The sequence below is a fragment of the Leptolyngbya boryana PCC 6306 genome, assembly GCF_000353285.1.
GTDB lineage: Bacteria > Cyanobacteriota > Cyanobacteriia > Leptolyngbyales > Leptolyngbyaceae > Leptolyngbya > Leptolyngbya boryana.
In genome coordinates this window covers 1,769,467-1,794,874 of record NZ_KB731324.1, presented here as the reverse complement: position 1 = coordinate 1,794,874, position 25,408 = coordinate 1,769,467, and the positions used below count along the sequence as shown (strand labels likewise).

At 46.7% G+C, this 25,408-nt stretch carries 26 protein-coding genes; 13 read left to right on the top strand and 13 right to left on the bottom strand.

Annotated elements, in window-relative coordinates; translation table 11 throughout:
- Window positions 1–159 precede the first annotated feature (159 nt).
- Both LEPBO_RS0108910 and LEPBO_RS0108905 read left to right on the top strand, forming a co-directional pair.
- Window positions 160–1,557, top strand: a complete 1,398-nt coding sequence (locus tag LEPBO_RS0108910) for a DUF2079 domain-containing protein (protein ID WP_017287210.1) — start codon at window positions 160–162, stop codon at window positions 1,555–1,557.
- A 408-nt stretch (window positions 1,558–1,965) separates the two neighbouring features.
- The gene (locus LEPBO_RS0108905; protein ID WP_017287209.1) at window positions 1,966–2,508 is read left to right on the top strand and encodes an FHA domain-containing protein; all 543 of its coding nucleotides are present in this window, start codon (window positions 1,966–1,968) and stop codon (window positions 2,506–2,508) included.
- A 160-nt stretch (window positions 2,509–2,668) separates the two neighbouring features.
- Here LEPBO_RS0108905 and LEPBO_RS0108900 read toward each other — a convergent pair whose 3' ends face one another.
- From LEPBO_RS0108900 to LEPBO_RS0108885, 4 genes are all read right to left on the bottom strand, one after another.
- The gene (locus tag LEPBO_RS0108900; protein WP_081614790.1) at window positions 2,669–5,146 is read right to left on the bottom strand and encodes a phosphoketolase family protein; all 2,478 of its coding nucleotides are present in this window, start codon (window positions 5,144–5,146) and stop codon (window positions 2,669–2,671) included.
- Between the two features lie 233 nt (window positions 5,147–5,379).
- Window positions 5,380–6,069, bottom strand: a complete 690-nt coding sequence (locus LEPBO_RS36550; RefSeq protein WP_017287207.1) for a pentapeptide repeat-containing protein — start codon at window positions 6,067–6,069, stop codon at window positions 5,380–5,382.
- Window positions 6,070–6,317: 248 nt separating this feature from the next.
- Entirely contained in the window at window positions 6,318–6,506 is a 189-nt protein-coding gene (locus LEPBO_RS0108890) for a hypothetical protein (protein WP_017287206.1), read from the bottom strand.
- Between the two features lie 226 nt (window positions 6,507–6,732).
- Window positions 6,733–9,324, bottom strand: a complete 2,592-nt coding sequence (locus LEPBO_RS0108885; RefSeq protein WP_017287205.1) for an adenylate/guanylate cyclase domain-containing protein — start codon at window positions 9,322–9,324, stop codon at window positions 6,733–6,735.
- Window positions 9,325–9,544: 220 nt separating this feature from the next.
- Here LEPBO_RS0108885 and LEPBO_RS0108880 point away from each other — a divergent pair, with 220 nt between their 5' ends.
- A complete protein-coding gene (locus tag LEPBO_RS0108880; RefSeq protein WP_017287204.1) occupies window positions 9,545–10,177 on the top strand; it encodes a DUF1294 domain-containing protein in 633 nt (210 codons plus the stop codon).
- 39 nt (window positions 10,178–10,216) lie between these two features.
- Here the strand turns inward: LEPBO_RS0108880 and LEPBO_RS0108875 are convergent, their stop codons facing one another.
- The 3 genes from LEPBO_RS0108875 to LEPBO_RS39900 form a co-directional block, all read right to left on the bottom strand.
- A complete protein-coding gene (locus LEPBO_RS0108875) occupies window positions 10,217–11,095 on the bottom strand; it encodes a carbon dioxide-concentrating mechanism protein (protein WP_017287203.1) in 879 nt (292 codons plus the stop codon).
- Window positions 11,096–11,142: 47 nt separating this feature from the next.
- Window positions 11,143–11,604: a TspO/MBR family protein gene (locus tag LEPBO_RS0108870; RefSeq protein WP_017287202.1), complete on the bottom strand. Its 462-nt coding sequence runs from the start codon at window positions 11,602–11,604 to the stop codon at window positions 11,143–11,145.
- A gap of 176 nt (window positions 11,605–11,780) precedes the next feature.
- Window positions 11,781–12,623 (bottom strand): fasciclin domain-containing protein, encoded by an 843-nt coding sequence (locus LEPBO_RS39900; RefSeq protein ID WP_017287201.1) that lies wholly within the window; start codon window positions 12,621–12,623, stop codon window positions 11,781–11,783.
- 169 nt (window positions 12,624–12,792) lie between these two features.
- Here LEPBO_RS39900 and LEPBO_RS0108860 point away from each other — a divergent pair, with 169 nt between their 5' ends.
- From LEPBO_RS0108860 to LEPBO_RS0108840, 5 genes are all read left to right on the top strand, one after another.
- Window positions 12,793–13,173, top strand: a complete 381-nt coding sequence (locus LEPBO_RS0108860; RefSeq protein ID WP_017287200.1) for a hypothetical protein — start codon at window positions 12,793–12,795, stop codon at window positions 13,171–13,173.
- Window positions 13,174–13,179: 6 nt separating this feature from the next.
- Window positions 13,180–13,893, top strand: a complete 714-nt coding sequence (locus LEPBO_RS0108855; protein ID WP_026148514.1) for a DUF429 domain-containing protein — start codon at window positions 13,180–13,182, stop codon at window positions 13,891–13,893.
- A gap of 3 nt (window positions 13,894–13,896) precedes the next feature.
- Complete coding sequence (locus LEPBO_RS39895) at window positions 13,897–14,310, top strand: DUF2752 domain-containing protein (RefSeq protein ID WP_017287198.1); 414 nt, start codon at window positions 13,897–13,899, stop codon at window positions 14,308–14,310.
- Between the two features lie 138 nt (window positions 14,311–14,448).
- Window positions 14,449–14,700 (top strand): forkhead box protein, encoded by a 252-nt coding sequence (locus tag LEPBO_RS0108845; protein WP_017287197.1) that lies wholly within the window; start codon window positions 14,449–14,451, stop codon window positions 14,698–14,700.
- Window positions 14,701–14,795: 95 nt separating this feature from the next.
- A complete protein-coding gene (locus LEPBO_RS0108840) occupies window positions 14,796–15,860 on the top strand; it encodes an aromatic ring-hydroxylating dioxygenase subunit alpha (protein WP_017287196.1) in 1,065 nt (354 codons plus the stop codon).
- Here the strand turns inward: LEPBO_RS0108840 and LEPBO_RS0108835 are convergent.
- The gene (locus LEPBO_RS0108835) at window positions 15,854–16,054 is read right to left on the bottom strand and encodes a hypothetical protein (protein WP_017287195.1); all 201 of its coding nucleotides are present in this window, start codon (window positions 16,052–16,054) and stop codon (window positions 15,854–15,856) included. The genes LEPBO_RS0108840 and LEPBO_RS0108835 overlap by 7 nt on opposite strands.
- Here LEPBO_RS0108835 and LEPBO_RS0108830 point away from each other — a divergent pair.
- From LEPBO_RS0108830 to LEPBO_RS0108820, 3 genes are all read left to right on the top strand, one after another.
- Window positions 16,054–16,563 (top strand): hypothetical protein, encoded by a 510-nt coding sequence (locus LEPBO_RS0108830; protein WP_239741306.1) that lies wholly within the window; start codon window positions 16,054–16,056, stop codon window positions 16,561–16,563. The genes LEPBO_RS0108835 and LEPBO_RS0108830 overlap by 1 nt on opposite strands.
- Before the next feature lie 39 nt (window positions 16,564–16,602).
- Window positions 16,603–17,490 carry a hypothetical protein gene (locus LEPBO_RS0108825; RefSeq protein ID WP_017287193.1) on the top strand — a complete coding sequence of 296 codons (888 nt, stop codon included), beginning with the start codon at window positions 16,603–16,605 and terminating at the stop codon, window positions 17,488–17,490.
- 217 nt (window positions 17,491–17,707) lie between these two features.
- Entirely contained in the window at window positions 17,708–18,994 is a 1,287-nt protein-coding gene (locus LEPBO_RS0108820) for an aminotransferase class I/II-fold pyridoxal phosphate-dependent enzyme (protein ID WP_017287192.1), read from the top strand.
- A 103-nt stretch (window positions 18,995–19,097) separates the two neighbouring features.
- On the opposite strand, the gene LEPBO_RS0108815 is transcribed toward LEPBO_RS0108820, so the two are convergent.
- Window positions 19,098–20,069 carry a HEAT repeat domain-containing protein gene (locus LEPBO_RS0108815; RefSeq protein ID WP_017287191.1) on the bottom strand — a complete coding sequence of 324 codons (972 nt, stop codon included), beginning with the start codon at window positions 20,067–20,069 and terminating at the stop codon, window positions 19,098–19,100.
- A gap of 68 nt (window positions 20,070–20,137) precedes the next feature.
- Here LEPBO_RS0108815 and LEPBO_RS0108810 point away from each other — a divergent pair, with 68 nt between their 5' ends.
- Window positions 20,138–20,569, top strand: coding sequence for an SRPBCC family protein (locus LEPBO_RS0108810; RefSeq protein WP_017287190.1), 432 nt, complete (start codon window positions 20,138–20,140; stop codon window positions 20,567–20,569).
- Here the strand turns inward: LEPBO_RS0108810 and LEPBO_RS0108805 are convergent.
- From LEPBO_RS0108805 to LEPBO_RS39890, 4 genes are all read right to left on the bottom strand, one after another.
- Window positions 20,566–21,150 carry an LURP-one-related/scramblase family protein gene (locus LEPBO_RS0108805; protein ID WP_017287189.1) on the bottom strand — a complete coding sequence of 195 codons (585 nt, stop codon included), beginning with the start codon at window positions 21,148–21,150 and terminating at the stop codon, window positions 20,566–20,568. The two genes, LEPBO_RS0108810 and LEPBO_RS0108805, sit on opposite strands and share 4 nt — an antisense overlap.
- A gap of 102 nt (window positions 21,151–21,252) precedes the next feature.
- Window positions 21,253–22,191: a branched-chain amino acid ABC transporter permease gene (locus LEPBO_RS0108800; protein ID WP_017287188.1), complete on the bottom strand. Its 939-nt coding sequence runs from the start codon at window positions 22,189–22,191 to the stop codon at window positions 21,253–21,255.
- Window positions 22,192–22,393: 202 nt separating this feature from the next.
- A complete protein-coding gene (gene purN, locus LEPBO_RS0108795) occupies window positions 22,394–23,017 on the bottom strand; it encodes a phosphoribosylglycinamide formyltransferase (protein ID WP_225885708.1) in 624 nt (207 codons plus the stop codon).
- A 68-nt stretch (window positions 23,018–23,085) separates the two neighbouring features.
- Window positions 23,086–23,940: a type IV pilin-like G/H family protein gene (locus LEPBO_RS39890; RefSeq protein ID WP_081614727.1), complete on the bottom strand. Its 855-nt coding sequence runs from the start codon at window positions 23,938–23,940 to the stop codon at window positions 23,086–23,088.
- Window positions 23,941–24,278: 338 nt separating this feature from the next.
- Here LEPBO_RS39890 and LEPBO_RS0108785 point away from each other — a divergent pair, with 338 nt between their 5' ends.
- The gene (locus tag LEPBO_RS0108785) at window positions 24,279–25,322 is read left to right on the top strand and encodes a glycosyltransferase 61 family protein (protein WP_017287185.1); all 1,044 of its coding nucleotides are present in this window, start codon (window positions 24,279–24,281) and stop codon (window positions 25,320–25,322) included.
- The last annotated feature ends 86 nt before the right edge of the window (window positions 25,323–25,408 follow it).

Below are 25,408 nucleotides of genomic sequence, written 5' to 3'. Positions count from 1 at the left end.
CAGATTGCGCTTAGATTCGCGGATGCCGAAGCGATCGCTCTAACCTCAATCTACTTTCTAAATCTAACGATTCGATTGCTCTATTTTGCCTTACTAGGGTGACATCTTGAGAAGTGTAGTAGAACACGTTAGGCTGTCTGCGTTCCTATTCTCTTGTCTATGCACGCGATTCTCGCCAAATTCTGGAAATCGAACCATCTTTTGCGATCGCTCGTGGTTGCCAGTTTTGCGATTTTCTTGATTTGTAGCGTTATTCGACATTTACTCCTGCAATCGAATGCGCTGGATTTAGGATATTTCGATCAGGCGATTTATTTAATTAGCCAAGGAATAACGCCGATCATTTCGTTCCGTCCGTATCATGTGCTGGGTGATCATGCGGCTTGGATTTTGTATGCGATCGCTGGAATTTACAAGATTTTTCCAAGTGTTTATTGGTTGTTTGTGATTCAGAGTGCAGCCTTTGCGACTTCAGCAATTCCCGTTTGGTATTTAGCAAAACAGGCAGGATTAGATCGCGCAAAATCGAATGCGATCGCGATCTCTTTTTTGCTCTATCCCCTGGTTTTTAATCTCAATTTGTTTGATTTTCGTCCTGAAGTCATTTCACTGCCCTTGTTTTTCACGGCAATCTGGGCAGCGCGCGCTAATCGAATGGGTTGGTTTACGCTTTGCGTTGTGCTGATTTTGGGATGTCGAGCGTCTTTAGCCCTGTCGATCGCGGCAATGGGAATTTGGCTCATCGGCTTTGAGCAGCGCAAGCGATTGGGCGCGATCGCGTTAATTTTTGGAGTCAGCTGGTTCATCATTGCGACGCAGGGAATTATTCCTCACTTTCGTCCTAGCGGAGCCGATTATGTGATGCGCTACAGCTATTTAGGCAATTCGCTGACTGAGATTGTTCAGAACTTAATTCTGAAACCTTGGCTGTGGCTCGGTCGCCTCTTGTCGATCGACCGTTTATTTTATTTGCTCCTTGTATTTATTCCGATGGGATGGGGATTTTCCATCCGACACTTTGCGCCATTGATTGCAACCGTTCCAGTGTTTGCGATGAATCTCTTGTCTGAGATGTCGAACCAGCGAGATTTGGTGCATCAATATTCTTTGCCGATTTTGCCGTTTCTTATGGTGATGGCGATTTCGACTGTCGCGGCAAATCCGAATCGTCGATCGCGGTTGATTCTAGTTTGGTCGCTGATTGCATTTTTGGCTCTGGCAAAATTTGGCTACTTTGGGTCACGGTATCTAGAGCGTGTTCCAATGCTGTCAGGAGCCTATACCGCGATCGGGCAAATTACGACTCAAGAACCCGTCTTAACAACTAGCTATTTCGTGCCTCACCTAACGCATCGAGTCATGATCGACTACACGAAATTTACGGAACCGCCGAAAGATTTAAATAAGTTTCGGTATATTCTGCTGAATCTAGAGCAACCCGGTTGGGCAAGTCGTCCGGAGTTGGCTCAACAAATTTTCTCTGAAGCGCAGGCGAATTCAGCCTTCCAGCTTCAATATCAACAGGATCAACTCTACTTGTTTGTCAAAAAATCCTGATCAGATCTCTCGCCCAACGTAGATGAGAGTAGTGTTCCTCCGTTTTATCGTTATATCCGTAAATACCGAAGCAACGATGACAACTTTGAATGCTCAATGATGCTGAGAATTCATGAAAGTTTAAAGATCTAGGTCAGTAGCCGTAACCGTATAAAGCTAGCAAGAAGAGAGGCTCAAAAATATTGCGCCTCCTCCTTAGGTAGTGTTTAGTCTACGTAGTTCCGTGCATCTCACCCACCAGGGTGATAGGTTGTTTTCAGACCTCTTGCTTTCACCTAGCAATTTTTTGAGCAAGTTTTAGTTGCATTTAAACCTTGCTTGATTTAGCTGAATCAAGGTTTCAAGCGCCGCTGTTGTCGTCACACTTCCTCAATCCTGTCGTTAAACGGTTTTGCCCGGACACTTGTTATGTTAAACCTGCCGCCATCAAGCAATAGTGGCGATCGTGCGCTCCAATTCTTGAAAACCTATCCCGCTCTTTCGCGATCGCTTTTACTGGATTGTGGGCACGACATCGATAAAATTTCCACATTGGTTGAGCCGATTTTAGAAGCTCCAAAGCGCTGTGCCACAGCTTATTACATTCAGGCGGTCACGACTGGACGTTCGGCATTTCTGACGACAAATTTAGTAGATTCAGACCAAGTACAGTTAACAGCGATCGCTTCGACTTGGTTGATCGGCAGAAGCCGAAATTGTGCAATTTCGCTGTCACAGCCCTCGATTTCGCGCTGTCATGCCGTGATTGGACATCAGCCAGAAGGGTTTTACATCATGGATGTCGGCAGCAGTAATGGGACGTTTTTAAAGGGGCAAAGATTACCTGTACTCGAACGCCGCACCCTGTCCGATGGCGATTGCATTGCATTGAGTCATCTTCAGGTTGAATTTTTTGTTGTGAGTATGCAAGGGGGATTTTCGGATTGGGGAGAAGCGACATCTCCGGGATGAGCAGTGAAAGAGCAGAGTTGTCTTGATCACAGTCGCTTTGATGGGGGAGTGGGGGAATAGGGAGCAATTTGAGTCTGGTTTACTCCCCATTCTCCCACTTTTCAAAATTGTCGATGAGTAGGAGAGAGATTCCATCCTCATTCCACTCTTCAATTCTTGACTAATACGCCGATCGCGCTAAATCCTCCGCCTGCTGAATCGGTGAATTTCCATCTGTTTGAGGAATTACCTGCTTCTCGGCATTCGAGCCGCTATAGTACTGCCACTTCCAATCCTCAACTTCTGGCATATCACGACCGTGTTCGACGATATAGCGCTTGTGTTTCGTCAATTTATCGCGTGCAATTTGCTTCACATATCCGCCGACATTCGTGAGTTTTGGAACTCGATCGATGACATCTTGCGCTAAATGAAATCGATCCAAATCGTTCAGGACAACCATATCAAAGGGAGTTGTCGTCGTGCCTTCTTCTTTGTATCCCCGTACATGAATATTGTGGTGGTTCGTTCGACGATAGGTGAGTCGGTGAACTAACCAGGGATAGCCGTGAAATGCAAAGATCACAGGCTTATTCGTCGTGAAAATTGAATCAAAATCGCGATCGGATAAGCCATGCGGATGCTCAGATTGCGGTTGCAGGGTCATCAAATCGACGACATTCACAAATCGAATCTTTAACTCTGGAAAATGAGCGCGCAGAAAATCGACTGCTGCTAATGCTTCCAAGGTTGGCACATCGCCTGCACTTACCAGAACTACATCTGGCTCAGATCCGCGATCGTTACTCGCCCAATCCCAAATTCCGAGTCCTGCGGTGCAATGTGCGATCGCGCTTTCCATATCCAACCATTGCAACTGAGGCTGTTTCCCAGCCACAATCACATTGACGTAATGGCGGCTTTTCAGACAATGAGCCGCAACCGATAACAAGGTATTCGCATCAGGTGGAAGATAAACTCGCGTCACCGTTGGCTTTTTGTTCATGACCACATCAATAAAGCCTGGATCTTGATGAGTGAATCCATTGTGGTCTTGTCGCCAGACATGAGACGTGAGTAAATAATTTAGCGATGCGATCGGTCTTCTCCAAACAATATGACGGCAAGCTTCTAGCCATTTCGCATGTTGATTAAACATCGAATCAACGATGTGAATAAATGCCTCATAGCATGAGAAAAAGCCATGTCTACCCGTGAGCAAATAGCCTTCGAGCCAGCCTTGGCAAAGATGTTCGCTTAAGATTTCCATCACTCGACCATCGATCGCAATGTGATCATCGTTGGGCAGAATCTCGCCTGTGAAGACGCGATCGGTGGCTTCTAAAACCGCATTCAATCGATTGGAATTATTCTCATCGGGCGAAAACACGCGGAAATTCTGGTTGGCTTGGTTTTGCACCATTACATCTCTGAGAAACTTGCCTAAAACTCGTGTGGATTCCGTTTCGACCTGTCCAGGTGCATCGACTGGAACAGCATATTTTTCAAATTTGGGCAGGTTCAAATCTCTGAGCAGTAATCCACCATTCGCATGGGGATTTGCACCCATTCGGCGATCGCCCTTGGGAGCCAGTTCTGCCAATTCTGGAATCAGTCGACCCGTTTCATCAAACAATTCTTCAGGTTTATAACTTCGCATCCAGTCTTCCAACATGCGAAGATGATCGGGCTTACTTGCCGTTTCAGCAAGCGGAACTTGGTGCGCGCGGTACGTATTCTCAATCTGCACCCCATCGACGATTTTAGGCCCTGTCCATCCTTTCGGCGTTCTCAAAATCAGCATTGGAAACTGAGAACGCTCTTTGAATCCATGCGTTCTAGCTTCGCGTTGAATCCCTTGGATTTCCTGCACAATTTCATCCAAGGTCGCTGCCATCAATTGATGCATCGTCTCCGGATCGTCACCTTCGACAAAATAAGGCTTGTAGCCATAGCCGATAAAGAGATGTTCTAATTCTCGATCGCTAAGCCGCGCTAAAACAGTCGGATTTGAAATCTTGTAGCCGTTGAGATGCAGAATCGGCAACACTGCACCATCACGGGCTGGGTTCAAGAATTTATTAGAATGCCAACTGGTCGCCAATGCGCCTGTTTCAGCCTCTCCATCGCCGACCACGCAGCAGACTAATAAATCAGGATTGTCGAAGGCTGCACCGTAAGCATGAGCGATCGAATATCCTAATTCTCCGCCTTCATGAATTGACCCAGGCGTTTCGGGCGCAGCATGACTGGGAATTCCACCAGGATAGGAAAACTGCGTAAACAGCTTATCCATGCCTTCTGCATCTTGAGTAATGTGAGGATAGAATTCGCTGTAGCTTCCTTCAAGATATGTATTGGCAACCATCCCAGGCCCCCCATGTCCTGGACCCGCAATGTAAATGCAATTGAGATCGTAGCGACAAATCAAGCGATTGAAATGAGCATAGATAAAATTCAAACCCGGCGTTGTTCCCCAGTGTCCAAGCAGTCGGGGCTTAATATGTTCAATCTTTAAAGGTTGTTTGAGTAAAGGATTATCTCTGAGATAAATTTGTCCAACTGACAGATAGTTGGCAGCAGACCAATAAGCATTGATTTTATGCAGTTCCTCCGAACTCAAAGGACTAGAAACGGATGCCGAATTTGCAACTGTCATAAAGATTTTCGCCAATGAATCGCGCTTCATCTTGGAAAATATGGCGCGATTCTGTCTCTGTCGATCGATAGAACTTGATGACTGAGAGAAAATTTCGGCTAGTCAAGGGCGTGGAATGTGGGGTGTGGGGTGTGAAGGAATGGGAGAAATAGGGAGATAGGGAGCAATCTCAGTCTGGGTTCTCCCTACTCCCTATCCCTTATCAGATTTGTCGCGGTAAACGCCTAGCCTGGCTATACCTCAAAGATTGCACCTCTTTGAGTCAAATCTCGCTTCATTTCTCTAGAAAACCAGCGAGGCTCGTTAAATCGAGTCCGCTCTACATTTGCACCGATCAGATTGGTATCTGCAAGCACTGCACCTCGCAAATCTGCACCACTCAGATCTGCTCCGTATAGGCTAGCACCGCTCAAATCTGAATTCGTCAGATGTGCCCGGCGCAAAGTTGCATAGCTTAAATTCGTTTCGCTGAGTTTTGTTGCAGTTAAATCAGCGCTCGTCAACGTCGATCGACGCACATCTGCAAAACTTAATTTTGCTTGCGTCAAGATTGCACCTGTTAGATTTGCATTATCTAACGTCGCATTCACTAAAATCGCGCCAGATAAATCGGCGTTGATCAGAGATGCACCCGTGAGCGTTGCGTCAGTCAGGTTAGCTTGACTCAGTTTACTGCTGATCAGTCGAGCGTCCGTAAAGTCTGCGCTGATCAGGTTTGCACCAATGAGCGTCGCTTCGATTAAATCTGCATTTGTCATGTTTTTCGATCGCAGATCAATTCCGCTTAAGTCTGCTTCCGAAAAGTCCTGCAGCGGGTTCAATCCAGCGATCTGTGCTAAATCAAAAAAGTCGTCGGTATCAGCGGTCTTAACTTGCTCGATTAAATTCAGAAGAAGTTGAAGCGAGTGATCTTTGGTCATCATATATGCCTTGCCTAACTGAGACCATGTGGGGACATCTGGACGTTGCCCAGTTAGGAATACAAAACAGCCTTTACGAATTTCGTAAGAACCGAATGACAATTTGAAAGGATTGTCGGTCTCAGCGAAGATAGAAACAATCCTGATATCAGCAGACGTTAGGAATTACATTGTAGTATAAATTTTACGATCGCACATGTAGGACACGATCGCAATTCCGGATTACTCCTCAGTCCTCTGGAATAAAAAGCTTAACGTCGATTTGCGTTGTGCTGATGAAGTTCGATTAACCGCTCGATAATTGCTCGCTTGTTGCTGCTGAGATTGTTCGGAATCAGCGCTTCTCGACTCGCTGGGCTAGTCGTCACACCTGATATCTGCTCATCGTCAGAAGTGATCGCGATGGAAGCAGGGTGACCGTTTGAGTTAGAAGAAGACATAAGTAAACTGGGGGTTGATGAGCTGCAAAAAAACGATTGTGAAACACTAGAGGATTATTCGATCCTCAGGTACATGAAGTACATGCCTCTGATACCGCCACTATAGCTCTTACGACCAGAAAATCGCATGACCTGAGTAGACGACGCGCTGATGCCTGGGTTCAGAATAGCATCGCTCTTAGGAGAGTGTAACTGCTATACGAAACTTTTATTTTGAGATGCAGGTCTACTTCTCAGTCAGTGACCAAGACCCATCCCACTGTTCCGGAGGGGGAGTTGTCAGCCAATGTTCACACCGCTTCATGTGCAGTAATGCTGCTTTATCCTGTTTGTCGATTTCCAGAACAGAAGCAAACTCAGCAACGGCAAAAGCGAATTTGCGCTCCAAGTAATGCTTGCGTGCCAAGTGATAATGCTCAATCACTCGCTTTTTCTCTTCTGAAATCTGGTCAGACTTCAGCCCAACGAGTTCGTAGACTGCAACAGGTTTGTTTTTGCCTTTGACTTTAATAAAGTCGAGTTCTCTTGCCCAAACGCGATCGGCACAAGGACGATAGGTGCTCTCACTAATTACAATATCGGTTCCATAGATTTTACTTGCACCTTCGAGCCGCGATCCGAGATTCACACCGTCGCCGATCGCGGTAAATTCCATCCGTTTACTGCATCCGATGTTGCCACTAATCACGGTGTCAGAGTTGATACCGATGCCGATATCGATCGTTTGTTCATTGCGACCATGCCGCAATTTATTGAATGCGGCTAATCGCTGGCGCATTTCTAATGCGGTTTGAACTGCCATCCATTCGTGGTCATCCAAAGGCAAAGGCGAGCCAAACACCGCCATGATTGCATCGCCAATATATTTATCGAGAATGCCTTTGTGCATGAACACGGCTTCAACCATTGACTCGAAATACTGATTGAGCATTTCGACCACTTCTTCTGCTTTGAGCGTTTCGGTCAAGGTTGTATAGCTGCGAATGTCTGAAAACAGAACCGAGACATCTTTGCGATCGCCGCCCATTTTTGCAGCATCAGGATTTTCTAAAAGCTGTTCTGCAAGTTCTTGAGTCATGTAGCGATACATCGTACTTTTCAGCCGCTTTTCATCGCTAATGTCATCCATCACAATCAGCGCACCTGACACTCGCTGAGCATCAGTTGCATCTGCGATCGTATTAATCGACAAGTTAATACTATGCTGCTCTTCGCCTCGAATCGGCTGCAAGGTCTGATCGGGATAGTACTGCTCTCGACTGCGAGCACTGATCGATTGATTAAACCAATGATAGAAACTACCTTTTTCGAGTTTGATTAACTTCGTAATTGCTTGTCCTTCGATCGCGTCTTCTTGTTGTAATCCCAGGAGTTTCTTGGCGCTGTCATTTGCCGCAATGATATTTCCTTCTTTGTCGGTTGAGATCACACCATTGGTCAGCGATCTCAAAATGTCTCGCTGCATTTGCTCTTGCTGCTTCACTGTTTCAAACAGTTTGGCATTCTGTAGGGCGACCCCTGCCTGAATGTTGAAGGTTTCCATGAATTCCTGGTCGCTGCGGTTGAAGCTCGCTCTCCAACGCTCTGGAGCTTGAGGAAAATCTTCGGGGCTGTAAGGCGGGAATTCGCCTTTTTTCGTTTTGTTGACGAGCTGCGTGACTCCAATTAATTCTCCGTCTGCGTTGCGAACGGGCATACAGAGCAGGCTACAGGTTCGATATCCGTTCGCTTGATCCGTTTTCTTAGCCGTCTCAGCGCCTTCTCGATTGTATAAATCAAACGGAATGTTGATGACTTCACCGGATGCCGCAACTTGTCCAGCAAATCCAACGCCGATCGGTAAGCGCAATTCTTTCATGGCTCCGTCAGCAGTGGGAATGCGTGTCCAAATTTCATTGCGATCGCGATCGATTAACCACAACGTACTGCGATCGGCATTCATGAGCGCTTTCGCTTCGTCCATGACTCGTTTCAAAGTGTCATCAAGGTCTAAGCTACTTTGGCTGAGAGATTGAGTCGCTTTGATCAGGGCATTTGCTGCGCGTTGTTTTTGGGTGGCGAGATAGAACGATCGCGAAGATTCCAGAATTAGCCGAATCGATGGAGCGAATTCTCGGAAAACTTCTTCGTCATAGGTGGTGAAGCCTTCTAGAGCAATGATTTCGTCGAGGGGAAGTGTGCGATCGCATTTTGGACGGAGTTTATTAATCAATTGCACGACTGCAACGAGGTTTCCCTGCTCGCCGAGCAAGGGCATTGTCAGCATTGTGTAGGTGCGATAGCCAGTTTTGTTGTATTGAATTTTGGCTTGCGTGGAGCGGGGATCGTCGAAAAAGTCGTAAGGGATATTGACGGGACGTTTGAACGTTGCAACTTCTCCGGCAATCCCTTGATCGGCAGGAAACCGGATTTCGTAGGAGCGTCCTGAGCCTTCATTCACGGTGGTATGCAGCTCGTTTTTCTCTTCGTCGAGAAGATAGATCGTGGTGCGATCGGCGTTGAGCAGTTCTCCCGTTTTCGCTGTGATCGAATTGAGCATTTCTTCTAAAATCGCGTCGAACCCTTGCGCATCAAGCATGGAGAGGGTTTGATTGACGATTTTTAATTTGTGTTCGACTTCGTGAACAACTTCTTTGAATTTGTCCTGGGTGAGAGGAGCAAGAAAAGACGAGAATTTACCTTTCGGCGCAAGTCCGCCTCCCGAAGTGACTGCAAGACTAGAGTCGAGTTTTGGGGAATCGACCGAGATTGTAATAGTTTGAGGGTCTTTTTGCAGTGAGCGGGGCTGGTCGGGCAGATGCGAAGAAAGGGAAGTCATAGTCGGTGCAGGATTCAGTTAAAGGGACTTATAACAGGCACATTGAATTGAGCACTCAATGAACCTACGCAATCTGAAAGAGCAAGACGGTCGAACCGATCCGTAGACTTCTTCCAGAGTTCCCTAAAGCTGAAGTTTTGATGCTGTAAGCTCAAGTTTTCTTGACCGAGTCAGATTGGGCAGACTAAGCAACTGAACTCTAAAAAGACTGAATTTATTTATGCAGAGAGGGATTTTGAGGACTTGGAAAGACGATCGAGGATTTGGCTTTATTGAATCCAGTGTGGGTAAGCGACGGATCTTTCTACACATCACAGCAATTCGAGAAAGTTCTTACCGTCCTCAAGTTGGAGATGTAATTTACTTTCATCTTGAACGAGACGAACAAGGAAGATTACGCGCCTCTAACGCTTGGTTCGAGACAGATAGACCGAAACCTCCAATCCAATCTCCGGTCGTGTCAAAAAAAGCACCTAAATACCAAAGTTCATTTTCACCTGCACCCGCTTTGCTCTCGATTCTGCCGATGTGGGGAGCGTTCGATTTTATGTTCAGAACTCGCAATGCGTTTCCAGCGTTAGCTTACATAGCGCTTGGAATTCTGACATTTCTGCTGTACCGCGAAGATAAAAATCGCGCTGTCTCAAAAGCGTGGAGAATTCCAGAGGCTCAGTTGCATCTGTCCGAATTGTTTGGCGGCTGGATTGGGGCACTAGTCGCGCAGCAAGTTTTTCGACATAAAACTCGTAAAACTTCTTATCAATTGGTGTTTTGCTCGATCGTTGCTCTGCATTCGATCTTCTGGTTCGACTGGCTTTTTCTAGGAAGAAACCTGGCTAAATCATTTATGTAGCAATATTTAATCGAGCGTTATTGCATCCGCATTCTCACACTAGCTTTCCTCTTGGTTTTCAGGAGGAGATTCAGGTTCAGGCAGTTCTAACTTCTCAAGTGGGGCTTCGGGTTGCGTGAGTTCAAGGGCTTCTTTTTCCTCGGTCGCTAGTTCAAACTCCGCCGCTTGTGCTTCCGGTAATGCTTTTTCAACTTGAGCAGGCAACTCTAACGGCTCAGGTTTCGCGAGTTCAGGCAACGCGACCAACGGTTTCTCGACTTCTTTGACCGTAATCGGAATTTGTAGCGGTTTGAGTTCTTCGACCCAACAAGACGCGATCGGTAAAGTCTGATCTAAATCATCTAAAGCACGCGGAATCACCATGACTGAATGTAATTCGCCGACTCGCTCAGCTTCTTGCATTCCAACATCAACCGCCATCGCGACATTCGCAACCGTTCCCCGAACGATCGCAGTACACAGACCATCTCCGATCGTGTGATATGCAGTCAACGTCACATCCGCCGATTTCAGCATCGCATCAGCTGCGGCTACCATCGCCGGAAACCCGCGAGTTTCAAGCAATCCGACTGCCATGTTGCGAAATTGGCTTGTGCCTTGATTGCCGATCATCGCCGCGAGTTTGCTGCCGATCGGTAAAACTGCATCTAAATTTGGCATCGGGCGAGGAATGACGATCGTCGAAACCTTCATGCCAAATTGCTCCACCAAATCGGCTCCGACTTCAACGGCAAGTCGTACATCGGAAATGCCGCCTCGAACCACAGCAGTACAGTAGCCACCACCAATCATTTCGTAACCGACAAGCGTCACCCCGGAAGACTTTAACATCATGTCAGCCGTACCCACGATCGCGGGGAAGCTTTGGGTCGAAACGAGACCAAGGGCTGAGTCAACGTAGGGATCTTGGCGGTTCATGGGCACTGAGGCAACAATATCACTCTCATCTTAACGTTACGAATGATTTAAAACGATTCGGGGTTGAGTTTTCCCATTTCCCAAGTAGTGTACGTTCCGATCGGACTCCAGATTAAGTATGGCAGCAGTAAAAGCCCGGCAGTAGTTGAAACTGGGAAAACCAGAACCGCAAGGAGTAAGCCGAGCAGAAATCCAAGTCCACCTATGATCGTGCCGTTTCGCAAACTATGAGTCCACAACAAGACAGGAGAATAGGCAACGATTACAGCTTCAACCAGAATATAAAGTGCCATGGTCTGCCAGCTTTGGGTCATTTCCCAAACAATGTAGGCTGACCATGCGCCACAGATAAATACAATTGTCCAGATCAGCGGAATTGCTTTTTCAAAGGTCAGCCATCTTGGACGCTGTAAGCGATTGAACCATTTGACATCTTTGGGGCGGAGAAAGCTGCTCCCTAACGCAATCAAAAATGTGACCCCACCAATGACTAACCACGAAGGAAGCATAATTTCTCGCTCTAAATCTATTCGATTAGTATTGTGTCAGAGGGGAGCCACAGAGAACTCGATCGTGAGAGTGAATTCTGTTTGCTCACTACGAATGCGATCGACTTGTTCTCCCTGAAGCTCCGATATCTAGGAGCTTCAGGGAAGAGATTTTAGCAATTACAAATGAATGTAATTTATCGAACCCCTGGATTAGCCGAAGCTCGTGGCGCTAAATTCGCCAATCTCGATTGCAAGTCAGGAGTCAGAATCAGTTGATCAACGGCATGAATCGTCCCGTTTTCAGCCGAGATATCTGCTCCAAGCACACGAGCATTCCCAACGGTCAAAGCGCCTGCACCACCTTGAGCCGTCAGCGGATTGCCTGCAAGCGATCGCACTGATTGCTGCGCTAAATCACTCGATGAAACTTTCCCTAGCACAACATGATTTGCCAGCACTTGCGCCAACACATCTTGATTCTCAGGTTGGACTAACGCCTTAAAAGTTTCAGCCGGAATTGCTGCTAATGCTTCATCCGTCGGAGCAAATACCGTGTAGTCAGAACTTCCTGCAAATTGTCCAGCGAACGTTCCTTGGGATTCTGCCACCCGTAAAAGCGCATTGAACAATTCAAATGAGCGATTGGTACGGACAATTTGATCGATCGACTGATTTTCTGAACCTGAGAAAGCAGAGGAATTCGTTCCAGTGTTACCTGTCGGCGAGGATTCACCCGTGGGTCGATTTGCAGGAGTGACGACACCGGGAACACTTTGATTTTGATCGCCCGGAAGATTCTGATTTGGGGAAGTGTTAGGAGCACTTTCGCGATCGTTGGAGGGAGTCGTTTCGCTGTTCGGGGCAGTTTGAACTGGCGGAACACCTGTATCGCGATTGGCGGGAGGAGGAGATTGGGGAGCGTTCGCTGGTGTATTCGCAGGGCTAGGAGTGAAATCGCTTTGCGCTAATGAAGGTAAGGCAATACCGAAACTAAAACTGAGGATGCCAGCCGTTAGAAACTTAAGAGATGGTTTCATTGTTAGTAATTTTGAACACTTCGCTTCATACCCTAAGCAAGAATTCGCACGTTTTCGTCCCCCCAATGAACTACGCCGATCCTCTTAATTAAGACTGTGCGATCGTGAATATTTAACCCGACTCTAGAACGATTACAGTAAGATCAAATCACTGAATTACAAGATATCTATGACGACTGATACTGTTGTTCGGCTATTACAAAAAAGTTTTCGAGTGACGCTTGGCGCAACCGCTTCACTCGTCGAAATCCTGCAAGATCCTCAAAGGCGGGAAGCAAATTTAACGAAACTCAAGACTGATCTAGAAGAACTGACGCAGGAATGGGCAGAAAAAGGGGAAGTGACCGAGATCGAAGCTCGGAACTATGTTGATAATTTCATTGCTCAAAAACGCAGTGAAATGAGTTCTGCCTCGACAACGGTGCCAACAACCGCAACCGAGGTTAAACCCGCATCACCCGAAGTTCAACTTGAATTACAAGAGCTAACCGCACAGTTAGCCGCGATTCGGGCGGAAATCGAAAGATTGAGAACGGAAGAACATCGGTAGTTTTTTGTGAGATGTTTGGGGATTGATTTAGCCTGGAGTGCAAATCCGAGCGGCTTGTGCTGCTTGGAATTTGTCAATCAGGAATTGGTTGTGTGTGATCTGCGTCGGGAAACTACGATCGCTGATATTTTCGATTGGCTCGATCGCTATTGTCCGACTGATGGAATTGTTGCAGTTGATGCTCCCACCCTGATTCCAAATCAAACCGGGAGCCGCGTTCCCGATCGCTTAACGCACAAGTATTTTGGCAAATATCATGCGGGAGCTTATCCGGCGAATTTAGGTTTAGCATTTGTCGATCGCACTTTAGAAGTCGGTCTAAGTTTAGAAGCGTGCGGATTTGAACATGCGCCAACGATTAAAGCTCAAGTGCCAGGACGCTATCAAATCGAAGTGTTTCCGCATCCAGCTATGGTTCATTTGTTTGGGTTAAATCAGATTCTGAAATACAAAAAAGGAGCGATCGCCGATCGCAAACTGGGATTAGCAAAATTGAGGCAATTGATCTTAGAGAAATTACCTCACATAGAACCGCGATTAAACATTACAACGCTGCCTGAAATTCCAACTAAAGGCACTGATCTCAAAGCATTAGAAGACCAACTGGATAGTTTGATCTGTGCTTATGTTGCTGCGTATTGGTGGTATTGGGGAACTGAAAAGAATTTAGTTTTGGGCGATCGAGAATCGGGCTATATTGTAGTACCCACAGCCATTTGAGTTATGTTTGCTGCATTGGTGCGATCGCGAAAAATCTGTCTCGGTTTAATGGGATTCGGAGTACTGCACTTAGGTTTGATCACATTGGGACTACCGAGTTGGCAATGTCCGATTCGACATGGGTTAGGGGTGCCTTGTCCGGGATGTGGATTGTCTCGCGCGACGATCGCGCTGATGCAGGGACACGTTCATCATGCGCTAGAAATTCATGCGTTTGCACCGATCGTGTTGCTCAGTGGCGGATTGATAATCAGTGCGATCGTGTTACCTCACTCAAAACGCTCAACACTCGTTCAACTCTTGGAGCAATTAGACTATCGGCATCGTTTGACGATTCTATTAGCAGGGAGTTTCTTAGGCTATTGGTTAGCTCGATTGTTGTTTTCTAGAGACGCACTTTATCAGCTCGTTATGTAACAAATTAGACATACAGCAACATACGCTCTGAAACTACCTCGTAATTTCTCTCAGCGATGATGAAGTAGTTTAAACAACACGGTCAAGTTAGCACTTATATGGTTTTATTACTAAATAGTTTGCTTGAGGAGCGTGTGAATGGAAGCTTTAATCGGGCTAATTGCCATTGTTGCGTCGATTACAAGTTTGGTGTGTTTGATTCTTGTTCTGATCAAACTCTTTCCTGATAAGGGTGTGGGTTGGGGAATCTTCGGGATTATTTGCGGGATTTATACATTCATTTGGGGCTGGCAGAACGTCGATCGCCACAACCTCAAAAACATCATGATCATTTGGTCAGTCGCGATCGCTGCGAATATTCTCATCCGTATTCTGGCGCGCGGTACTTGAGGACAGTAATTCTCAACTTGAAGTTAAGGGGGAAGGTCTGCCCCTTTTTTTGTTGCTAGGATGAGTCACACGGATTCCAGAGGAAGAATTAAGTGATGCTCGAACTGGCAAATACACTTTCCACATCATTACAGGGTCAGACTATCCAAAATCGAGTTCGCGAAGTTGGAATTAACCCAAATTATTGGTACGCCGTCGCCTGGGCGCATGATTTGAAAGCCGGAAAGATTTTACCCATCCGCATTTGGAATCAATCGATCGCGCTGTATCGTGATTCTCAAAACCAAGTGCAAGCCGTCGAAAATGTCTGTCCCCACAAAGGCGTTGCGATGGATAAAGGCAAAGTGCAAGGCGATGCGATCGTCTGTGGCTACCACGGCTGGGAATTCAACGGACAAGGCGAATGTGTTGGGATTCCCTACTGGAATCAAGGGCAAAAGCTGCCCTGTGCTCAGATGAAACCCTTCCCTGTTCAGGAAAAATATGGCTTGATTTGGATTTTCCCCGGCGATCGCGCTTTAGCTGCAACCCAGTCCCCTCCTCAAATCCCTGAATACGACGATCCGAATTGTCTGATGATTCCGCTTGGGGCTGCGTTCAAAGCCCACTTCTCGATTTGCAACGAAAACACGATGGATGTCTTTCATGGCTACCTCCATCAAAATTTACAAGGCTGGTTTGATCCTGTCCTGATCAAGCTTGGCGAAACTGAAGAATCGATCCTTGCGGAGTACCGGGTTTCTTATCGCGGGTTTCTCACAAAGCTACTTGGATTTAGCAAAGATGGCGGCATTACAACCAAGACAATTTCGATCGATTATCAGTATCCAAATTACATTAATAAACTCGAAAACGTCTCCTCACTCTACTTGATGCGACTGCCCATCTCCCGAACCGAGAGTCGATCATTTGCATTGTTCTTTTTGCGACTTCCGATACCAACCTGGTTGCTCAATCCACTCCGTCGAGCATTGCAGCCGCTAATCTTACATCTATTGTTCTTGCCATTCCTGCATCAAGATATTGAAATGATCGAATCCGAGCAGGAAAACTATCTCAAAGATCCTCAGCGCCGCTATGTTGAAGTGAATCCCGCGATTATTGCCATTCAGAGATTGATTGTGAAGCAGTACGATCGCTATCGGAGCACCGATCAATAACAATTTTCTCCTTTCATTGCAAAGTACTGCGATCGCGTGAAATTCGATTTAAATCCTTCTACATTAACAAGGAGCCTCTGAATTTTGTAGCGATCGTAGCCATCTCTAACTTGGGTCGGTTGCAACAAAATAGGCAACAGCGTAAATCGATCGTATAGTCCAATTTCCAACACTCCATATGAGACACCAAGCATTGACTTTCACAAATTGGCGGCGTGGGATCGTCGCCATGATGTTAGCGATCGCCTTATTCATTAGCGGCTGCACAGCAAAAGAACCTTCTCGTTTTGCAGAAGCCCAGAAGGAAAGTAACCAACCCGGTGTCGTTGCAGTCAAGAAAGATGCAACCCAAGGCAGCCAATTTAACAAGTATTTCCCGAAACCGGGTGCGGGGTATGAACGGGTTTATACCCAAGAGAAAAAAGGGTTTGCTGAAGCCAAATTGAAGAAAGACGGAAAAGATTTGGCAATGTTGTCGATCTCGGATACCTCCAGCCTGCCCGCTGCTGCTGCAAAGTATCAAAACACAACTGAGAAGATTAACGGCTTCCCCGCCATGACGATGGGAAATACCCAAACGGGAGTCTTGGTAGGCAAGTATCAAGTTAAAGTGCTATCGCGTGATCCTGCCTTTACGAAAGCCGATCGCGAACAGTGGATCTCGAAATTCGATCTCAAAGGACTCTCTCAGCTAAAAAGCTAAGACGAGCCTTGCTTCTGAAATTTTCATCATAGGTTGTTTATGAGTAAACCGATTTTTGAACTGGTAGACGAACTTCCCACCGGGGGCACGACGGTCAAGGCTTTACATGCACTGGACTTTCTCGTTCCTGGACAATGGCAGAATCTCACTGGGTTCACCAATACCATTCGCGTTGTCACAGGCGAAACCGACGAGAGCATGATTCAAGCGATCGGGGAACGCGCTGTGTATCTCTACAACGACGAATCCCAAGGCTATCAGCGGGCAATGTGGCTTTACCAAACAGTCGATAATGCCGCAGGTGCGCTAGGAGCGGCAGCGCTGGCAAATAAAGTCGGTCAAGATATCTCTTTCTTGGGCTTTTTGAGCAATCTCACTCCGAAACCCGAAAAAGCCCAAAGCATCGATTTATGCGTCAAACTCGTCGTCGAACTCGTTGCCTTCTGCCAAATTAATGGAATTCCAGGCGACAGCATTGGAGATTTTCTCGCGTCTTTAGGAGACTACAGCGGCGAATCGCTGATGCGGATGGCGGCATTGGTCAGTTTTGACGGATTGATTCCTTTAGGGGGCGATTTTATCCAGAAGGGGCTGTCTACGATTAGCAATACCACCCCTCAAGAATTGGAGAAGAATCAATCCTTCAGCAGCGTCCAATCTTTGATCCCTGGCAATGATGCGGCTGGAAAACTAGGATTTATTGGACAGAGTTTTGATTCGGTGAAAGGTTGGATGGGCGATTTTGTCTCTTCCCGCAATTTGAGCCAGCAAACCCTACTCGATCGCGTTCGAGGGGTTGTAGACGTTTCCGCTGACAAACTCGACTATGTGGGCGCATTTCTCGATGTTGCCGTGAAATACTACACCCACACGGGAACGCAAACTCTTGCGCGCCGTCTCGTAGAACGGGCAGTCGCAGAAATCTAGGGGGATTGACTTCCTCAGAAACGGCGATCGCACACTGAATTGCGATCGCTGTTTTTTTTGGATTTCTATGAGTCCTGATAAGCTGTTATCACGTCTTAATAATTTGAGACATGCCAATCAGAATTGCGCCTGATTTATGAGCGAAATTCATCATAGGCAAATATACTGTTGAGTCAGAAGCAAATTGCGAACGTCATGCAGGTGAGAGGAGTAAACTGTGCAAGTTGTTAAGGAATATGTGCGGCGTTGGTATGAAAGTGAACTCGACCCGGATGAGTATCTCTGTCATCAACGCCAGGGAAACATGGTGGAAATTGAGGAGGCTGAAACCGGGAAACGACGCACAGTTCTAACGTTTTGCACGAACGATGTGCTGGGCTTGACTCAAAATGAAGCGGTGAAGCAGGCTGCGATCGATTCGATTTTTCAATACGGCACGTCAAACAGTTCAACTTCGGTGTTGAGTGGTCGCATCGATTTGCACCGCCAGCTTGAAGATGAGGTCTCGAAATTTAAGCATTTGCCTCATACGCAGCTTTTTCTCAATGCTTGGATGGGAATGCAAGCGTTGATGGATGCGTTTTGCCATTTAGCGATTCCGGTTCCAGGGTTTGAACATACTCGTGAAACCCTGATCATGACGGATGTGCTGAATCACGGCTGTATCGTATCCGCTCTGGCTCATGCGGGAACTCGCTCTGGGAAACTTTTCGGCTATAGTCCTAGAGTTCGAGTGAAGGCGTTTCGCCATTGCGATATGGAAGATTTGGCGCGCAAGTTAAAGCGCTATGCTCAACCGGGCGATCGCATTATGGTCGTGTCGGATGCAGTATTTTCAATGGATGGCGATATTGCTCCATTGCCAGAGATGATCGAGATTTTGTCGAATTATCCTGACAGTACGCTGCTGATGGACGAAGCGCACGCAACAGGAGCGCTCGGTAAGACAGGACGCGGAATTTATGAGCATTTTGGCTTGAAGCCACAGGATGCGATCGATCGCGGGATTAATCCGTTAATTCTCTCGACGTTTGCAAAATTCGGCGCTTCAGTAGGAGCGGCAATCAGTACGCATGTGGCGGAGTTGAAGCCGTTGATGAACTGTTCGCCGACTTCGATCGGGACTTGTTCTCTGGCTCCACCTTTGACGGCTGCTGCGTTGCAGAGTTTCCGGGAAGTCCAGAAGGAGCCTGAGTTGGTTTCGCGGTTGCAAGAAAGCACGCGGTATTTGCGATCGCGCTTGGCGGCTCAGGGATTTGAAGCGATCGGGGAAACAAATGTGGTTCCAGTCTTGCTTCCGCCTGAGATGAATCCGAAGATGTATGCGCGGGAGTTGCTCGATTTGGGAATTTGGGTGTCTCCGATCTGGTTTATTGCGAAGCCAAGAATTCGGATTACCGTGAATGCGCTGCATACTCGCGAGGAGATGGATCAACTCGTCGCTGGAATGGTGAAAGTGCGGGAGATGATGTACAAGCAAGAAGCTGCAACGATTAGCGCTTAGTTCAAAATTCTTGCAACGATTAAGCCCCCTAGTTTTTCTAAAGACTGGGGGGCTTAGTTTTTGAATGATTTCAATCAATTCGGCTCCTGGGAGCACGAGTGGATCACACTCTACTTGGCTTTTTTACTTTTTCTAACATTTGCTGCGCAACTTGTACCGAGGGAGGCTTGCCATACTGCAATTTTAGGTTTTGCAGGGCACGGTTGGCGGCTTTTGTCACACTACCTGACGGACTCCGCAACGCTTGTTCCAGATACGGCAGAACTTCCTGAGATCGAATCGTTCCTAACGATTGAACCGCATACACCCGAACTTTCACATCAGAATCATTGGTCAGTTTACCAAGCACCGGAATCGATCGCTCAACATCCCCCCGCATCGGATGAGCGCTGACAATCCGACCTAACGAGGTTGCAACGTGACTCCGCACGATCGCATCCGAATGAGTCGCATACTGCATGAGTTTTGCCAGATGCTTCAGGTCTTTCGATTGCCCCCAAGCCAGGATCTCTTGCGTCAAATCTTCGAGCTTGCCATCATTCGGGCGTTTCGGGTCTTGAATCGTCGGCGGAATCATCACCTCAGCAACTTCGGCTCTCGGTTCAAGCAACTCCTGCCGAACCGGATCTTGAATCACCGGAGGAAGAATGATGTCTTCAACTTCATCTCTCGGCTCGATCGCATTATCAACGTCGATCGCTGGCGCTACGGGTTCAGAAATTAGCTCACTCACGGATTCCTCAGCCACAGTCGATTCAGGCTCAGAAATTGGCTCATTCACGGATTCCTCAGCCACCTCAGCCACAGTTGATTCAGGCTGAGATTCCGTCACTTCTGGAACACTCGGTTCAGGAATCGATTCTTCAGGAGCTTCAGAGACGACAGATTCAGGCTCCACTGATTCTGAAACCACAGGTTTAGGCGGTTCTGGAGGACTGGGTTCACTCACAGTTGGTTGAGTGATCAATTCGATCTCATCCTCTTGCTTGGTCGATTTCTCAAATCGAGCCACCCCAAAAATCACGCCGCTAATCACTGCCATGAAAGTCGCGATCGCAATTAAACTCTGAACCATAACCCCAATCCTTGCAATTCAGCCTTAATATTTTGTCTTATATAGGCACAATTGCTGGATTTTTTAACATGTCTGAATGGTTAGAGCATACGGTTCAAGTCGAAGTCGAACAGCCGATTGACCGAGTTTGGCAGCTTTGGGCAGATGTAGAGCAGCTTCCCAATTGGATGAATTGGATTACCTCGGTGCAAGTTTTAGAGAATCAGCCCGAACTCTCACGCTGGACGCTCTCAACCGCAGGATTGCAATTTAGCTGGAAGTCGAAAATTACCAAACAAATTCCCAATCAAATTATTCAATGGGAATCGATCGATGGTTTGCCCAATCGCGGAGCCATTCGATTTTACGATCGCGCGACCAGTACAATTGTAAAAATGACCATTTCCTACGCAGTGCCTGAATTGCTCGCGCGGGTGATGAATACACCCTTTGTCGGTCGTTTTGTGGAATCGACCATTCAGGCAGACCTCGATCGATTTCGAGACTATGCCATGCGTTAGCCGCGATTGCGTTCTAACAGAATCATCATCATCAAACTCAACAAAATTTGAGCCTGTTCGCGATCGCTGATTTGATCGACTTGATGAATGATAAATTTACGCGACCAGAACGTCGGGCGCTTAGATAATTTCATCACCGTTCCTGCACCCGGACGGTTCACAAGATAGGTCGGGTTGAACAAGTAACCCGTGAAAAAGTTGCCGAAAGGTAACTCAGACAACAATGAGTCGATCACCTTAATCCAAGGATTTTCTTCTTCGATCGTGAACACAATTTGATCACCATCAAACACATCAAAATGCGCCTTCCAAATCGATCGCAATCCCCGACGCTTGACGGCTCCAACGACCATGCCGCTGGGATCTGAGAAGTTATAGCGGGCTGAAAAATCGATAATTCGATCGGCTTTAATCGTGAAGAGTTCTTGCGATCGCTGGGTATCAGCGAAGACGTTGATCACTTCCTTGAGGCGGAAGAGTTGCTGACGCACATAGAAATAGGGGTTTCCTTGAGCGTCAGCGATCGTCATTTGAGGAGTCAGCGACCAGAATTTGAACGTTAGTTCTAAAGGGTATTGCATATTCAAAGATTGAGAAGACTGTGCCTAGTGTCCCCAAATTTCTCGATTCAAATCATTGAAAACCGTGCGGCTGAGATTTTCTCAAATCTAGAGAATAAATTGCTAGGTTGTACCTTTGAACAATCCCTGCGGACGGAACAACAACACCAGCACCATAATAAACAAGGCAAATCCGAGTTTGTATTGAGCCGTAAAAATGCGCGTATTGACGATCACATCGACGATCGGATTTCCAGCCCAAGGCGTTAACAAATCCGAAATTCCCGCACCAACTTCTTGAGCAATCCCAATCACCAAACCGCCCGCGATCGCACCGTAAGGATTGCCAATACCTCCCAAAATCACCGACGCAAACAACGGCAAAATCAAGAACCAGCCCATATTCGGGCGCACCGCTTCAACCAGTCCTAACATACTGCCGCCCAAAGCCGTCATACTGCCTGCAATCACCCAAGTCCAGATCACGACTTGATCAACATTGATTCCCGTCACTCGTGCTAAATCCAAATCATCCGCGACTGCCCGCATTGCCTTGCCGATTTTGGTGTTTTGCAACAGATAGTGCAATCCGGCAATAGCGACGATCGCTAATAAGATCACTAATATCCGGTTAAACGAGAGCGTAATTCCCAGAAACGATAAGGCTGGATTCACGGCAAGATTGTACCGTTGATTCCCACCGCCCCAAAACAAAATAATGCCGTTGCGAATAAATAACGCCAGCCCGATCGAAATAATAATCAAGGTAGTCGCTGTGGCGCGTTTCTGTCGCATCGGTTCCCAGAGTAGCTTTTCGCAAATCAGGGTGACTCCAACAGTCGCGATCGACGACAGAATCATCGCAATCCAAATATTGATGCCGAACGCATTCAATAACAGCGTGAAGTAGGCTCCCATTGTCATGAAATCGCCATGTGCGAAATTCGATAAACGCAGAATTCCATACGTCAGCGTCAGACCGACCGCAGACAGGGCGATAATACTTCCAACCGAGATTCCGTTGACAATTAATTGAGCCAATTGAGCAAAAAACGCATCCATTCGCGGCACTGATAACGCAATAACGCTAGATTGTGCCTGAATTAGGTGGCTTTGGAAAGCGTTCTGAAAAATTGGCAATAAAAAAGCAGTCCCTACCCGGTTTGGACTGCCCTTGTGTTAGACGATGAGCTTCTCAATCTGTTCATATCATGCCGTCTCAAAACGGCATTCACATCATCCTTAAGACTGATGAGAATGGGCATCAGTGGGAGGCCTGTATCGCAGCGATCGCAATTGCAGCAGGATAGATTTGATGTTCCTGTGCATGAATGCGAGCCTGCAATGCTTCGACGGTATCGTCTTCGAGTACAGGAACAGCGGCTTGTATGATAATTTTGCCGCTATCGACTTCTGGAACCACCAAATGAACCGTGCAGCCTGTGATCTTAACTTCTGCCTCTAGGGCTTGATGAACCGCTCGATTTCCTTTAAAGCTCGGCAACAAACTCGGATGAATGTTCAAAATCCGATTCGGAAAAGCATTGATCAATACAGGCGTAACAATCCGCATCCAGCCTGCCATAATCACCCATTCGACTTGATGATCTTTCAACGTGTTGACGATCGCTTGATCGAGGTCTTCTCGACTGTCGAATTCTCGATGATTCAGCAAAACGGATGAAACGCTGAATCGGTTGGCACGTTCAGCAACTTTGGCATCGGGATTGTTATAAATCACGACTTGAATGTCTGCATTCAAGTGCCCATCTTGGATCGATTGTGCGATCGCTTCAAAATTACTCCCACTGCCTGAAGCCATCACGCCTAATTTCAGCCGTGGGTGCGGTGGGAATTCAGAATGGTCAGGAGAAATCAGCGTAGCCATGAGAGCCATCTCGGAAAGTAGCGTCTCAGTTTACCGTGGTTGTTGCGATCGTATCTAGAAACAATTTCTTAAAACTTCACCGCTTCTGAACCAATGCCGCAGACCGCTCGACTATCATTTGGCGCAAAAGGAGACCCCAGACGTGGAAGGGGTGGAGCAAATAAGGATGGACGAATAGACTGACAAACCGTAGTCGTTGCAAAATCAATTTTACGCTCAGTGCCTGTGACGACCACACTGATATAGCTTTTGAGATTGGCTTTTTTAGGACGCGCAATGATCGTGATTTGCTTCGGCTGAGTTTGAAGCTGATAGCGGTAGTTTGCAGTATTGTTCGTCGGCAATCCCAATTCTTCTAATGTCGTTGGAAATTTGCCAGATTCGACAGTCGAGAACAATGCGGATTGAGCTAACGCCTGCATCACGATGCGTCCTTCTGCTTCAGACGATTGTGCAGCTTGAGTAAATTTTGCAGCATCTAACGGCTCGATCGCTCGATCGCTGACTTTCTGCATTTTGGTCTGATCGGTGAACTTTGTCGGACGTGGTTTTCCTGGATTCGTATCGCTCATTTGAATCTGCAGCGTTTGCGGATCAGGCAAATCCGCGATCGTCAAAACGGGTTCTTTCGCATCCGGAATCGTGATATCCAGATGCATCGGCTTTGTCGTTGCATCGACTTTATAGTTTACGGTCGTGCCTGCAAGCACAGTCGGCTCAGCGCCATTCATTCCAAATACCATAACGAGCTTCCCTTCTGGGGAAAATAAAAAGCTCATCGGATATTTGTCGTTAAATGTGCCTTGCCAGCGTCCAGCGATCGACGAAGGTTGCACAGCTTCTGTGGTCGGCAGAGCCATTACACTTTGCGAGATCAAAACGACACCGATCAATCCACTCATCCAGCCTATTGTTTTCATCATTCTTTTTCCCTAAACCGTTGCCTGCCCCCATCTGCGGAGGTCGCGATATCGTTGCAGATTTTCCTCTGAACGGGCTTTGCCATCCAGATTGTACTTTCTGTAACCAACTCCGACCGGAAAATCCATCGCAACCCAAAGCTACAGAAGCAGTGTTTTAAAGGAATTGGATTGCGAAATCAATCTAGAAGTTTTCGAGACTGTGATTTTTTCGTTAAAACGGCGGTTTTGTCTTCCACCGAGTTTTTTCGTTCCGAATCCAAATATATGAGCATACTATACGGAGATATTTTGATGTGATTATTTACATCCGTACATCAGTGCATGGAAGGAGTATTACAATGCTCAATCTAGCTCTTCTAAATCAACGAGGATTGCGTCTTCTAACGGGTCGTAAGACTTGCGAAGATCTGTGTGTCAAGCAATGGACTCTTTCTCCTTCAAAGAAGTTCTTCTCTCCTTCAGCCATCTATTTAGACGGGGAATTACATAAGGTGACGAGTGTTCAAGAAGACACAACTTACACTGCTGAACTGCAAAGAGTTCAAGAGGGTGTGAAGGAATATGCGGCGACTATCGTATACCAATTGCAGGATGTGACAATTTACGATGGGTATATGTACAAAGGGGCAATGAAGTATCCCCTCACAACCGCTAAGGAATCCTTTTTTAGATCAGGGGAACTAGAAAATATTCCTGAAGCTGCCCTAGCCTGTACTTTTGTCGGCAATCTATATTTTGGTCATTGGGTCAGAGATGATTTAACCTTGACCTTGGCAGCGCAACAGTTTGCACAAGCGGTCAGAACCGCTCAAAAGTTAACGAATCATCAACAGGAATATAGCCATCTTCTTAACATTCACAGTACTCCAGTGAGTAAAGCCAGAATTAAGGAATTGACCATTTTTGAAGATTTTGGACAAAATCAATATAAACGTGAACGGTATGAATACATCCGCTCTAAGTTCAGCAGCTTGTCTTCCCATCAAACGGTTGAAGGAGTCATGTTGCTGCGCGGAAATCCTAGAGTCCAGCGACTCCTAGTCAATGAGAATCAGATCGCAGAATTTCTCAGAAATCAAGGTTTTATCATTGTCGATCCTGAAAAAACCTCTGCAACTGAGATTGTTCGCCAAACTCTGGGTGCGAAAATCGTGGTTGGAGTTGAAGGGAGCCAATTGGCACATGGATTATTCACGCTGAGGGAATCCGGGGCAATTTTAACGCTGCAACCTCCTTATCGATTTAACAACGTCTATAAGGAATGTGCAGATTGCCTAGGACTTAAATATAGTTTTGTGGTTGGCAAACAGGTGGCAAATGGATTTGAAATTAGCCTAGAAGACTTAGCCAGAACTCTTGATATGATTAGTGCTCGGAGTTAAATAAGCTATAAGACTCAAGATTGAAAGCATCGCACTCAGCACGAATCCAGCCAATGTTTTGCATTGTCTAACTTCTGTCTTAAAGT

Coding starts and splice junctions, on each gene's coding strand:
- LEPBO_RS0108910 (WP_017287210.1), top strand. CDS start 160: ATGCACGCGATTCTCGCCAAATTCTGGAAATCGAACCATCTTTTGCGA.
- LEPBO_RS0108905 (WP_017287209.1), top strand. CDS start 1,966: ATGTTAAACCTGCCGCCATCAAGCAATAGTGGCGATCGTGCGCTCCAA.
- LEPBO_RS0108900 (WP_081614790.1), bottom strand. CDS start 5,146: ATGACAGTTGCAAATTCGGCATCCGTTTCTAGTCCTTTGAGTTCGGAG.
- LEPBO_RS36550 (WP_017287207.1), bottom strand. CDS start 6,069: ATGATGACCAAAGATCACTCGCTTCAACTTCTTCTGAATTTAATCGAG.
- LEPBO_RS0108890 (WP_017287206.1), bottom strand. CDS start 6,506: ATGTCTTCTTCTAACTCAAACGGTCACCCTGCTTCCATCGCGATCACT.
- LEPBO_RS0108885 (WP_017287205.1), bottom strand. CDS start 9,324: ATGACTTCCCTTTCTTCGCATCTGCCCGACCAGCCCCGCTCACTGCAA.
- LEPBO_RS0108880 (WP_017287204.1), top strand. CDS start 9,545: ATGCAGAGAGGGATTTTGAGGACTTGGAAAGACGATCGAGGATTTGGC.
- LEPBO_RS0108875 (WP_017287203.1), bottom strand. CDS start 11,095: ATGAACCGCCAAGATCCCTACGTTGACTCAGCCCTTGGTCTCGTTTCG.
- LEPBO_RS0108870 (WP_017287202.1), bottom strand. CDS start 11,604: ATGCTTCCTTCGTGGTTAGTCATTGGTGGGGTCACATTTTTGATTGCG.
- LEPBO_RS39900 (WP_017287201.1), bottom strand. CDS start 12,623: ATGAAACCATCTCTTAAGTTTCTAACGGCTGGCATCCTCAGTTTTAGT.
- LEPBO_RS0108860 (WP_017287200.1), top strand. CDS start 12,793: ATGACGACTGATACTGTTGTTCGGCTATTACAAAAAAGTTTTCGAGTG.
- LEPBO_RS39895 (WP_017287198.1), top strand. CDS start 13,897: ATGTTTGCTGCATTGGTGCGATCGCGAAAAATCTGTCTCGGTTTAATG.
- LEPBO_RS0108845 (WP_017287197.1), top strand. CDS start 14,449: ATGGAAGCTTTAATCGGGCTAATTGCCATTGTTGCGTCGATTACAAGT.
- LEPBO_RS0108840 (WP_017287196.1), top strand. CDS start 14,796: ATGCTCGAACTGGCAAATACACTTTCCACATCATTACAGGGTCAGACT.
- LEPBO_RS0108835 (WP_017287195.1), bottom strand. CDS start 16,054: ATGCTTGGTGTCTCATATGGAGTGTTGGAAATTGGACTATACGATCGA.
- LEPBO_RS0108825 (WP_017287193.1), top strand. CDS start 16,603: ATGAGTAAACCGATTTTTGAACTGGTAGACGAACTTCCCACCGGGGGC.
- LEPBO_RS0108815 (WP_017287191.1), bottom strand. CDS start 20,069: ATGGTTCAGAGTTTAATTGCGATCGCGACTTTCATGGCAGTGATTAGC.
- LEPBO_RS0108810 (WP_017287190.1), top strand. CDS start 20,138: ATGTCTGAATGGTTAGAGCATACGGTTCAAGTCGAAGTCGAACAGCCG.
- LEPBO_RS0108805 (WP_017287189.1), bottom strand. CDS start 21,150: ATGCAATACCCTTTAGAACTAACGTTCAAATTCTGGTCGCTGACTCCT.
- LEPBO_RS0108800 (WP_017287188.1), bottom strand. CDS start 22,191: ATGGATGCGTTTTTTGCTCAATTGGCTCAATTAATTGTCAACGGAATC.
- purN (WP_225885708.1), bottom strand. CDS start 23,017: ATGGCTACGCTGATTTCTCCTGACCATTCTGAATTCCCACCGCACCCA.
- LEPBO_RS39890 (WP_081614727.1), bottom strand. CDS start 23,940: ATGATGAAAACAATAGGCTGGATGAGTGGATTGATCGGTGTCGTTTTG.
- LEPBO_RS0108785 (WP_017287185.1), top strand. CDS start 24,279: ATGCTCAATCTAGCTCTTCTAAATCAACGAGGATTGCGTCTTCTAACG.